Below are 10,076 nucleotides of genomic sequence, written 5' to 3'. Positions count from 1 at the left end.
GCGAGTGTGCCCCTCGGGCTCTCGAAGGCGTGGGAGCGCGGTGATCTGCCGGAGGGGGTGCCGGCGTTGCTGTTCGGATTCGGTGGTGGATTCGCGCACGCCGGGCAGGTCGTGACGACACCGGTGCGGTCCTTCTAGGGCGCAGCGGCACGAACGGCCCGGCTCGGCTGCTGAGCCTCCGTACCCGGGCCGCTCTTGGTCGTCGCGCCAGACCCTTCTCGGTTGTCCTGACTAACGCTTCGAGCGGGGGTCGTCCTGGCCCGGCTCGGTCCAGAGTTCCTGGTCCTTGCCCGAGCCGCGCTTCCACGGCAGGGCACGCCGGGTCTTCTCGGCAGCCGGTGTGACCGTCAACACGATCGGGAACTCCGCCGGCGGCATGCCGAACCCCGTCCGCGACGCCTGGATCACCTTGCGCCCCAGGGCGTGGTTCCCCAGACCGCCGACGGCCGCTCCGATGCCGAACGGCAGCGCGCGGCCGAGGACCGATCCGCCCTGCCGGATGGCGAAGCGCTTGATGAACTGGTCACGGACCTGTCCGCCGATGCCGTTGACGACCTGCTTCGGCAGCGAGGACGTCACCATCTCGCCCCAGAACGCCGTCCGAGCCTGCCCGCCGGCGGCCTGGCCGGCGAGCTGCTTGATGAGCTGCGTACCCGGCGCGCCGAGGATCATCGCCATCACCAGGGTGCGAGCGCGCTCCGGGTCGTCCAGCGCGATGCCGTGCACCTCGGTCACCGACTGTGCGAACAGCGCGGTCGTCTCGAGGAACCCGACCGTCTCGGCACCGCTCAGGCCGAGCGCAGCGGCCATCCCGACGCCGGGGATCACCGCACTCGCACCGACCGCGGCACCGCCGGTCGTGACCGCGGCCAGGTACTGCCGCTCGAGGATCTGGATCACCTCGGCGGGGGTCGCGTCGGGCTTGCGACGACGGATCGCGTTGACGTGCGCGACCACGACGGGACGCTGCACACTGATGACCCGGTCGAGCCACTTGGCCCAACCCGTGGGCTGGAGCTGCTGCGTTCGGGGGTCGGAAGAGGTGGGGGAGACCGGTGCGGTCGGCAGGGGCACGATCGACTGGTCCTTCGGGGCTCGGGCCATGGCTTCACCGTACGCCGCGCACGTGAGAGGGTCGCTGGATGGACACCGACCCCGCGCCCCGGGCCCTCGACGATGCCCGTCGTGCGGCCGGGTTCCTGCCCGTCGCAGAGGTCATCGCCCTGGCGCCCGAGGTCCGGGTGCTCGATCCGGCGTCCGTCCTGATCGGGGTGGGCGTGTCGGTCCTGCCCGGCGCGGTGCTCTACCCGTCCACGACACTCGAGACCCGTCACGGTGGGGCGATCACGCTGGCTGCCGGTGCCCGCCTGGGCCCCGGACCCGTGACCGTCGTCGCGTCGGCGGCGACCGTGCACGTCGGCGCGGGAGCCGAACTCGGTCCGGGACCGGTGACCGTCGTCGCGGACGGGTCCGACGTCGTGATCGGTGGTCGGGCTCGCCTGACCGCCGGGTGTCTCGTCGAGGGGCCGGCTCGCATCGGCGCGGGGGCGCAGGTACTCGGGCCGGTGTCCGTGCGGGACGTCGAGCTCGAGGAGGGCGGCGACCACCGCGAACCCGACCCGGACCACCGCGGCGGCGTGGTCAAGGGTGCCGGGCCGGTCCGTGGCGTTCGCGTGGGACTCGGCGAGGTCGTGGTCGGTGGGGCGGTGGACACCGGGGGATCGTCCGCTCGGCCGACGGTCGAGCGTCAGCGCACGTACCACCCGGATGCGCCTCACCGCCCGCGCCAATCGTCGGGCACGCACCCTCAGCACGGGACACCCGCGCGCCGGAGGGCAGCCCGCACCCGGTCGGGCTGCATCAGGTCGGCCCACGAGAGCCGGACGACCGCCCGGACCTCGGGGAACGACCGGATGAAGTCCTCACGACGTTTCTCGCGCCAGTGCGCGTCCGCGGTGGATCGCCCGTCGAGCAGCGCCGGGTCCTCGTACTTCGCGCGGCCGTCGACCTCGACCACGACGCCCTGGTCGGGGAACCAGAAGTCCACGACCGCCGTGGCCGATCCGACCCGGGCGAACACGTGCTGCTGCACCGGCTCCGGCACCCCGAGTTCGCAGAAGCGGACGCGGCACACCGACTCCGCCGGCGACCCCGACAGCGCCGATCCCATCCCCACCGCGATCCCCGCCTTGGTCCGGGCGAAGGCCAGCGATGCGTGTTCCGCGTCCAACGCCTCACGGACGGCGAGCCGACGGGAGAGCACGGCATCGACGACGGGGAGCGCTTCGAGCAAGGAGCGTGTCGCAGCGACGTCGATGGCGGTCCTCGCGGCCGTCGTCGTGGGTGTCGCCTGCTGATCGACGAGGACTGCGGGCGGCCGCCCCTGTGCACCGTGCCGGACGAACCACGCCGTGACGCGGGTGTGCGTCGTGGTCGGATCGGCGAGGTGCACCTTGGGCGGTGCTGCCCCGATCAACGGGAGCCCGAGGACTGCGCACGCAGACTGGTGTGAGACGACATCGGTCGCTCGGAGTCGGTGCGCCGAGGCCCGGACGAGCACGTGGTGCTGCTCACCAGGATGCATCCCGTCGAGTGCATCCGGGCGGACGAGGACGCCGGGGCGGAGGCGTTCGTACCGTCCGCGGCGGACATCGCGCTCGAGCGAGCGGCGTTCGGCGGAGGTCGCACCCGTCGTGCGGATGAGTTCGACGTCGTTCGCTCTGGACATGCCACCAGGCTCGCCGAACCTCGTGGTCCAGCGCACGCCATCGCCCGATCTGTGGAGAGCCGGGCGGCGACGACGACCTGTGCAGGACTGACCAGCTGCAATGCGTGTGCATCTTGCGACGATGCACGCGTCGATCGACTCGTGTCTTGTCGTCACATGCACACGCACCATCTGCATGCACATCTTCCGACGATCCACGCCGGGAACGACTGGTGGAATGTCGCAGAACGGGTGCGAAGCCGCCGCCGCGCCGCGCCCCGCCGCGGCCGCGCCGCACCTACACCCGCGCGAGCTCCGCCCGCAGCGGCAGGTCCTGCTCCTCGAGGATGACCTGCGCGCCCACGGCGGTCCGGGCGTTCACGACGATCGGCGCGAGCAGGTTGACCGTGGTGCCGGACGCCCCGGGGTTCGCCACGACGAGCAGCATCGCGTCGGCGGGGTCGGTCAGCCCGAGCCCGGCGGCCTGCTCGTCGGTGAGTTCCGGCGCGTACGACGGCAGGTGCACCGCGGCGTCGAGCAGGAACAGCCGTGCGTCGTCGCCGACGAGCGTGAACAGCCCTTCGGCGCCGTCGACCGGCGACAGCTCGAAGGCCGCGGCGGGGGCGAGCCCGAACGGCGGGACGGCGAAGGTCAGGGAGATGCTCATCGGAGGTAGTCCATCAGGGTCGGCTGCAGGACCTTCGCGGTGACGGCGAGGGCTGCCTGGTAGTTGGTCTGCTGCACCTGCAGGTCGAGGACGGCCTTCGCGAGGTCGACGTCCTCGATGCCGGCGCGGCGGCTCTCGAGTGAGACGGTCGCGGACTTCAGCGAGTCCTGCGCCGCGAGTGCGGCGGCGTGCCGGACGCCGACGTCGGCCTGGGCGCCGCGGACGGTCCCGAGCGCCGTGTCGACGTCCCCGATGCGAGCGTTCACGTTCACCCCGTTCTGCAGGTCACTGACGATGGAGTCGATCATGCCGAACACCGAGTCGTCGCCGGATCCGAAGACCGCGGTGCCGGAGGTGTCGACGCGGACGGTGGTGCCGTCGCCGACCCGCCGGGACACGTCGGTGCCGGAGGTCGCCCAGCCCGTGGCGGGGTCGTAGGCGACAGCGGCGGTCGACGAGCCCGCGAACACCGAACGGGTGCCGTAGGTGGTGTTGGCACGTGCCTCGAGGTCGGCCTTGAGCGACCGGAACTGCGTGACGAACGCGTCGCGGTCGGTGTCGCTCATGGTGCCCGAGTTCGCGGCCCGCACCGTGAGGTCGCGGACGTTGTTGAGCACCGAGTACACGCCGGACAGCGCACTGTCGGTGGTCGCGAGCCACGCCGCGGCGTCGTTCGCGTTCCGCGAGTACTGCGCGGCTGCGGCCTGCTCCTTGCGCACCTGCATCGACGACGCGGTGCCGACCGGGTCGTCCGAGGGCTTCTGGATCGCACGCAGCGTCGTGGCCTGGTCGGTGAGCTCGGCGACCCTGGCGGCACCGGCTTGCAGCCGGGCCGACGCGGCCGCCATCGACATCTGGGTGGTCACACGGGTGATCACGATCAGCCCCTCCCGACGAGTCCGACGCGGTTGATGATGGTGTCGAGCATCTCGTCGACGGCGGTCAGGACGCGCGCCGCGCCCTGGTACGCGTGCTGGTAGCTCAGCAGGTTGACGTTCTCCTCGTCGAGGTCGACGCCGGCGCTCGACTGCTGCTGGGTGCGCGCGTTGGTGAGCGCGAGTCCGGTCATCGTCGATTCCGACGTCGCCGACCTGGAGGCGGTGCCCACCCCCGCCACGAACGTCGCCCAGACCTGGTCGGCACCGTCCGACGACGCCCCGAGTCGCGCGAGCGCGTCGGCGAACGAGTCGTCGAGTTCCCCCGCCGCGTTCCGCGTCGCCAGGCCGCCGGCGTCCGTGGGGACGACGCCGAGCGCCTGGGCGGCGGGGACGCCGGTGGCCAGGGAGAAGAACGGTGCGCCGGTGGTGCCGGCCGGGGTGGTCCCGGCGGCGTGCAGGGCGTTGACGGTGGTGGCGAGTCGCGTGGCCACGGCGTCGTAGGACGCGGAGGCCTCGGCGAGTGCGCCGCCGGTGCCGGTACCGGACGCCGGTGCGAGGACCGCGAGGGCGCCACCGATCGACCCGCCGCTCAGCCCGACCGCCCCGGCCGTGCCGGTGGTCCAGGTCAGGGTGACCGCGGTTCCGTCGGCGAGACGCTCGCCGCCGCCGAGGGCGACCGCGCGGGCGTCGGTGCCCTGCACGAGCGGGTTGCCGCCGAGGAGCACGTCGACGGTGCCGTCGGCGTTCGTCCGGGTGGTGCCGCCGGCGAGCGTGGCGATCTGCTGCGTGAGCTGGTCGCGCTGGTCGAGCAGCTCGTTGGCGTTGCCGCCCGAGGCGAGCGCCGTGCGGATCCGGCCGTTCAGGTCGGCGACCTGCTCCGCGGCGCCGTTCAGCTGGGCGACCTGCCCGGTCAGGGTGCCGCGCACCGAGGACCACTGCGTGTCGACGGCCTTCGAGCCGGCGGCCAGGGCGGCGACGACGGTGCCTGCGGCCCCGAGCACGGCGCTGGCGGCACCCGGGTCGTCGGGGTGGCTGGCGAGCTCGCTCCAGGACGACCAGAACGCGTCGAGCTTGGCGCTCAGGCCGTCCTTGCCGGGCTCGTGCAACCCGGTCTCGAGGGCGGAGAGTGCCGTGGCGCGGGCATCGGCGTAGGCCGACGAACCGGCGGCGACGCGGACACCGGCGTCGAGCGTCAGGGATGCCAGGCGGGCGATGCCGTCGACCGAGACGCCCTGGCCGGCGAGGGCCGCGGTGCCCCGCATGAACCCGGTCTGGGTCGCGGGGATCGAGTTCTGCGTGACGCGCTGCCGCGTGTAGCCGGCGGTGCCGGCGTTCGCGATGTTCTGGCCGGTGACGTCGATGCCGGCACGGGCGGCGGCGAGGCCGGAGTAGGCGGTCGCGAGGGATCCGAAGGTGCTGACCACGGTGCTACAGCGTCCCCTCGAACAGGCGGGCGCCGTCCTGGCCTGCGCCGGACGTGCCACTGGCGTCGTAGGTGGCGGCGCCGGTGACGGTCCCCGCCAGGGTCTCCTCGGTGGCCTGGGCGGCGGAGCGGAGGAACCGGTCGTTCTCGTCGCGCAGGGCGCCGATCTGGGTGGTCAGTTCGACCATCGCGGTGAGGTGCGACGACAGGATCTCGCCCCACGGCCCGTTCGGTGCCGCGGCGACGACGTCGCGCAGGGGAGCGTCGGCGGGGACGCCCCACTCCTCGGCGACCTCGGCACTCTGCGCGGCGCGCTCGAGACCGGTGCTGCGGAGGCGGTCGAGGACCTGCTCGACCTCGCGGCTGGCGTGCGAGACCCAGCGGGAGCGGCCCGCGGTGAGCAGGAGCTGCTCCTCCTCGAGCTTGAAGGTGAGCAGTTCGAGCAGCTCGCGTTCGCGCCAGAGCACGGCGGACAGGTCGTTCACGCTCATCAGCTCCTCCCGGGTGGTGGTTCGTCGGGGTGGTTCCCGGTCCGTCATCCTGCGGACACGGAGACCTATCGACGCCGCTGCACGGTCCGTAAGGCACGGGGAGGAGCGCGCGGACCGGACATCGGCCCGCGCACACCCCGGCGACCCCAGTTGGGGGACGAGAACGATCGTTCCCAACCCGGAGTCCTCACAAATGCCGACCGTGAAACACCGCGAACACCCCCGCACTGGGGACTGAGCGACCCCCGTTCAGCGCATTGCCAGCCGATACATTCGGAACGCACCCCGGGGGACACCCGGAACCGCTCGGCAACGATGCGGGGTGCACCGCTCGGAGGGACCCGAGCGGGTCTTCGGCGTACGCACCGGCCATCCGAGGCCGGCGTCCGTCGCGCCCACGGACGGGTGAGCCGACACACGTCAGGTCGACCAGGGGAACAGCATGGACCGCACCGAACGCAACGCGATGATCGTGGAGCACCTCCCGCTCGTGGGCTACATCGTGGCCGACGTCCGTTCCCGGGCAACGCACCTGGACCGCGACGACCTCGCCGCCGTCGGATCGCTCGCACTCGTCGCAGCCGCCGAGGCCTTCGACCCCACCCTCGGCGTGCCGTTCGGCGCCTACGCCCGCACCCGGATCGCCGGCGCGCTGGCCGATGACATGCGCTCGGCCGACTGGGCGTCCCGCGGCACCCGCAAGCGGATCCGCGAGACCCTGGCAACGCAGGAGGCCCTGTCCGCACGCCTCGGCCGGAGCGTCGGTGCGCAGGAGATCGCCGACGCGATGGGCGTCGACAAGCAGACCGCCGTCGACGCGATGAGCGATGCCGCCCGCACCGTCGCGCCGCTCGACGAGACCGTGCACGACCTCGTCGCCGCGGACCTGCCGCTCCCCGGGGACGACCTGCTCGAGACCGAGAAGCGCCGGTACCTCCGCGCCGCGGTCGAGGCCCTGCCGGAACGGATGCGCTTCATCGTCGAGGCCGTGTACTTCGGCGACCGCTCGGTCACCGACGTCGCCGCCGAGCTCGGCATCACGCACTCGGCCGTCTCGCAGCAGCGTTCCGAGGCGATGCGCCTGCTCCACGACGGTCTCGCCGCCCACTACGGCGACGGCACCACCGTCGAGCCCGCGAGCCGCACCACCGCGGCCCGCCGCAGCGCCTACCTCGCCCGTGTCGCCACGAACGCCGCCGCCGGTGTCGCCCGTGCCGTGCACGACGCCGCGTCCGGCCCGGCCGCGTCCGGCCCGGCCGTCGCGGCGAGTTGAGACGTCGGCGGAAACTTCTCCGCCGATCTCCTAACGACTCCCGGCAACCGGTCGAGAGTCATCCATGTCAGCCCACGGACGGGCAGGCGTACGACCCACATTCACGGAGGAAACCACCATGGGTATGTCCATCAACACCAACCTCTCGGCACTCAACACGTACCGGAACCTCAACGCGACGCAGAACGACCTGTCGAAGTCCCTCGAGAAGCTCTCGACCGGTCTCCGCATCAACCGTGCTGCCGACGACGCTGCCGGTCTGTCGATCTCCGAGGGGCTGAAGTCCCAGGTCGGTGGCCTCACGGTCGCCGCCCGCAACGCGCAGGACGGCATCTCCGTCGTGCAGACCGCTGAAGGTGGCCTCACCGAGACCCACTCGATCCTCCAGCGCATGCGCGACCTGGCCGTCCAGGCCGGCAACGACTCGAACAACGAGGACTCGCGGAAGGCGATCACGACCGAGGTGGGCCAGCTCCAGGAGGAGCTGCAGCGCATCTCGGACTCGACCAACTTCAACGGGATCAAGCTGCTCGACGGCAAGGCCGCCACCAGCAGCACCGTCGACGGCACCGGCAAGCTGACCTTCCAGGTCGGCGCGGACGGCACCGCCGCCAGCAAGATCGAGGTCGACCTGACCGGCGCCGATGTCAGCGCGGTCTCCACCGCGGTGAAGGACCTCGACCTGGCTTCCGGCGACGCGGCCCGCACGGCGATCGGCACGATCGACGCGCAGATCAAGGCCGTCTCGGAGGCCCGTTCGAACCTCGGTGCGGTCCAGAACCGCTTCGACCACGCCATCAACGTGACGAACGTGGCCAAGGAGAACCTCACCGCTGCCGGTTCGCGCATCACCGACGTCGACATGGCGCAGGAGATGGTCAAGTACACGCGCGACAACATCCTGAGCCAGGCCGGCACCTCGATGCTCGCACAGGCGAACCAGAGCACGCAGGGCGTGCTCTCGCTCCTGCGCTAGCACCCCTGACGCCGCTCACCAGGACCCTTCGGGTGTCCCGGTGGGCGGCGTCGTCCGCATCCGACCGCCACCGCACACCGGCAGGAGCCATCGATGTCGTCCGTCTCCTCGGCGAACAGCCTGGCCATCGACGGCCTCGTCAGCGGGCTGAAGACCACCGACCTCATCAACTCGCTGATGAGCGTCGAGGCCGTCCCGCAGACGCTGCTGAAGTCGAAGCTCGCGAGCACGAACTCGTTCATCTCGTCGCTGCAGACGATCAACTCGCTCGTGCAGACCCTGGCGACCAGGGCCACGGCGGCGCAGAAGACGAGTTCGCTCGACGTCTTCACCGCGACGAGCTCGGCGCCGACGGTCAGCGTCGTCGCCGGGACCACCGCGGCCCAGGGCGCGATCAGCTTCACGGTCGGCGCGACCGCCACCGCCCAGGTCGGCGTGACCGCGGCGATGTCGACCTGGTCGTCCGCCGCCGAGCCGATCACGATCGTCGGGGCGGGTGGCAAGCAGACCACCGTCACGCCGGCGTCCGGGTCGCTCGACGACGCGGTCTCGGCCGTCAACGCATCCGCCGCGGGGGTGACCGCGACCAAGGTGTCGGCCGGCACCGACGCCGACGGCACCAAGCTCTACCGCCTGCAGCTCACGTCGACGTCGACGGGCGCCGCCGGCGCATTCTCGCTGTACCGCGGCAGCGGCGCCGACGTCACCGCCGGCACCGCGACGGACGTGTTCGCGCAGCCCGGGGCGGCCGTCGTCACGTCGGCTCGCGACGCGAGCGTGACGCTCTGGGCCGGCAGCGCGGCGGCGCAGACCGTCACGAGCGCCACGAACACCTTCACCGGACTGCTCCCCGGCGTCGACGTCACGGTCACGAAGCCGTCGACGGACCCGGTGACGATCACGGTCGCGCAGGACACGACGAAGGCGCAGGCCGTGGCCTCCGGTCTCGTCGACGCCCTCAACGCGATCACGAGCTACTACGGCACGAACACCGCCGTGACGAGCACGACGAGTGCGACCACCGGCACGACGACCACGAAGGCCGGGGTGCTCACCGGCGACGCGACGACCCGCGACGTCGTGCAGCGCCTGACGAGCACCATGTCCACGCCGGTCGGCGGGAAGTCGCCGTCGTCCATCGGGATCGTCATCGAGAAGGACGGCACGTTCACGTTCGACCCGGACGCCTTCCAGAAGGCCCTGGCCACCGACCCGCAGGGCACCCAGGCGATGCTCTCCGGGGTGGCCGCGAACGTCGGCGCCGCCGCGACCGCCGCGTCCGACAAGTACAACGGGTCGATCACGACCTCGATCACCGGCCAGCAGTCGATCGCGAAGGACCTCAACACCCAGATCGACAGCTGGTCCGACCGCTTGACCCGCCGTCGGGCGACCCTGCAGGCGCAGTACTCGGCCCTCGAGACGAGCCTCAGCAAACTCCAGTCCCAGTCCAGCTGGCTCACCAGCCAGCTGGCGTCGACGTCGAGCTGACGGGAACACCATGACCTTCGACTTCCAGGCAGCCGCCTTCCGCCAGGCCGCCCAGCCGCGCTCCGTCACCGACCAGCGTCGTGCCCAGTACACGAACGAGGCCGTGCTGTCGGCGACGCCGGCCCAGCTCGTGACGATGCTCTACGATCGGCTGCTGCTCGACCTGCACC

At 71.9% G+C, this 10,076-nt stretch carries 10 protein-coding genes; 4 read left to right on the top strand and 6 right to left on the bottom strand.

Annotated elements, in window-relative coordinates; all coding sequences use genetic code 11:
• The first annotated feature begins 6 nt into the window (after positions 1-6).
• On the top strand, positions 7-138 hold the full coding sequence (locus DEJ17_RS17165; RefSeq protein ID WP_309146748.1) for a hypothetical protein: 132 nt from the start codon (positions 7-9) through the stop codon (positions 136-138).
• A 93-nt stretch (positions 139-231) separates the two neighbouring features.
• On the opposite strand, the gene DEJ17_RS17160 is transcribed toward DEJ17_RS17165, so the two are convergent.
• The 6 genes from DEJ17_RS17160 to DEJ17_RS17135 form a co-directional block, all read right to left on the bottom strand.
• Positions 232-1,104 (bottom strand): hypothetical protein, encoded by an 873-nt coding sequence (locus DEJ17_RS17160; protein WP_181421272.1) that lies wholly within the window; start codon positions 1,102-1,104, stop codon positions 232-234.
• Positions 1,105-1,807: 703 nt separating this feature from the next.
• A complete protein-coding gene (locus DEJ17_RS17155) occupies positions 1,808-2,728 on the bottom strand; it encodes a hypothetical protein (protein WP_110895596.1) in 921 nt (306 codons plus the stop codon).
• Positions 2,729-3,005: 277 nt separating this feature from the next.
• A complete protein-coding gene (fliW, locus tag DEJ17_RS17150) occupies positions 3,006-3,374 on the bottom strand; it encodes a flagellar assembly protein FliW (RefSeq protein ID WP_027465503.1) in 369 nt (122 codons plus the stop codon).
• Positions 3,371-4,252 carry a flagellin gene (locus tag DEJ17_RS17145; protein WP_110895594.1) on the bottom strand — a complete coding sequence of 294 codons (882 nt, stop codon included), beginning with the start codon at positions 4,250-4,252 and terminating at the stop codon, positions 3,371-3,373. Before DEJ17_RS17145 ends, fliW begins: the two co-directional genes overlap by 4 nt.
• Positions 4,253-4,254: 2 nt before the next feature.
• On the bottom strand, positions 4,255-5,676 hold the full coding sequence (gene flgK, locus DEJ17_RS17140; RefSeq protein WP_110895592.1) for a flagellar hook-associated protein FlgK: 1,422 nt from the start codon (positions 5,674-5,676) through the stop codon (positions 4,255-4,257).
• Between the two features lie 4 nt (positions 5,677-5,680).
• Complete coding sequence (locus tag DEJ17_RS17135; protein ID WP_110895590.1) at positions 5,681-6,166, bottom strand: flagellar protein FlgN; 486 nt, start codon at positions 6,164-6,166, stop codon at positions 5,681-5,683.
• Positions 6,167-6,608: 442 nt separating this feature from the next.
• On the opposite strand from DEJ17_RS17135, the gene DEJ17_RS17130 reads away from it, so the two are divergent.
• The 3 genes from DEJ17_RS17130 to fliD all read left to right on the top strand — a co-directional run bounded on the left by DEJ17_RS17130 (position 6,609) and on the right by fliD (position 9,906).
• The gene (locus DEJ17_RS17130) at positions 6,609-7,439 is read left to right on the top strand and encodes a sigma-70 family RNA polymerase sigma factor (protein WP_110895588.1); all 831 of its coding nucleotides are present in this window, start codon (positions 6,609-6,611) and stop codon (positions 7,437-7,439) included.
• A 118-nt stretch (positions 7,440-7,557) separates the two neighbouring features.
• Positions 7,558-8,415 (top strand): flagellin, encoded by an 858-nt coding sequence (locus tag DEJ17_RS17125; protein WP_181421271.1) that lies wholly within the window; start codon positions 7,558-7,560, stop codon positions 8,413-8,415.
• 93 nt (positions 8,416-8,508) lie between these two features.
• Complete coding sequence (gene fliD / locus DEJ17_RS17120; protein ID WP_110895584.1) at positions 8,509-9,906, top strand: flagellar filament capping protein FliD; 1,398 nt, start codon at positions 8,509-8,511, stop codon at positions 9,904-9,906.
• The last annotated feature ends 170 nt before the right edge of the window (positions 9,907-10,076 follow it).

Origin of the sequence: Curtobacterium sp. MCSS17_011, from assembly GCF_003224275.1 — a bacterium.
Taxonomy (GTDB): domain Bacteria; phylum Actinomycetota; class Actinomycetes; order Actinomycetales; family Microbacteriaceae; genus Curtobacterium.
Note: the sequence above shows the minus strand (reverse complement) of the source record. Positions and strands in the feature narration are given on the sequence as shown.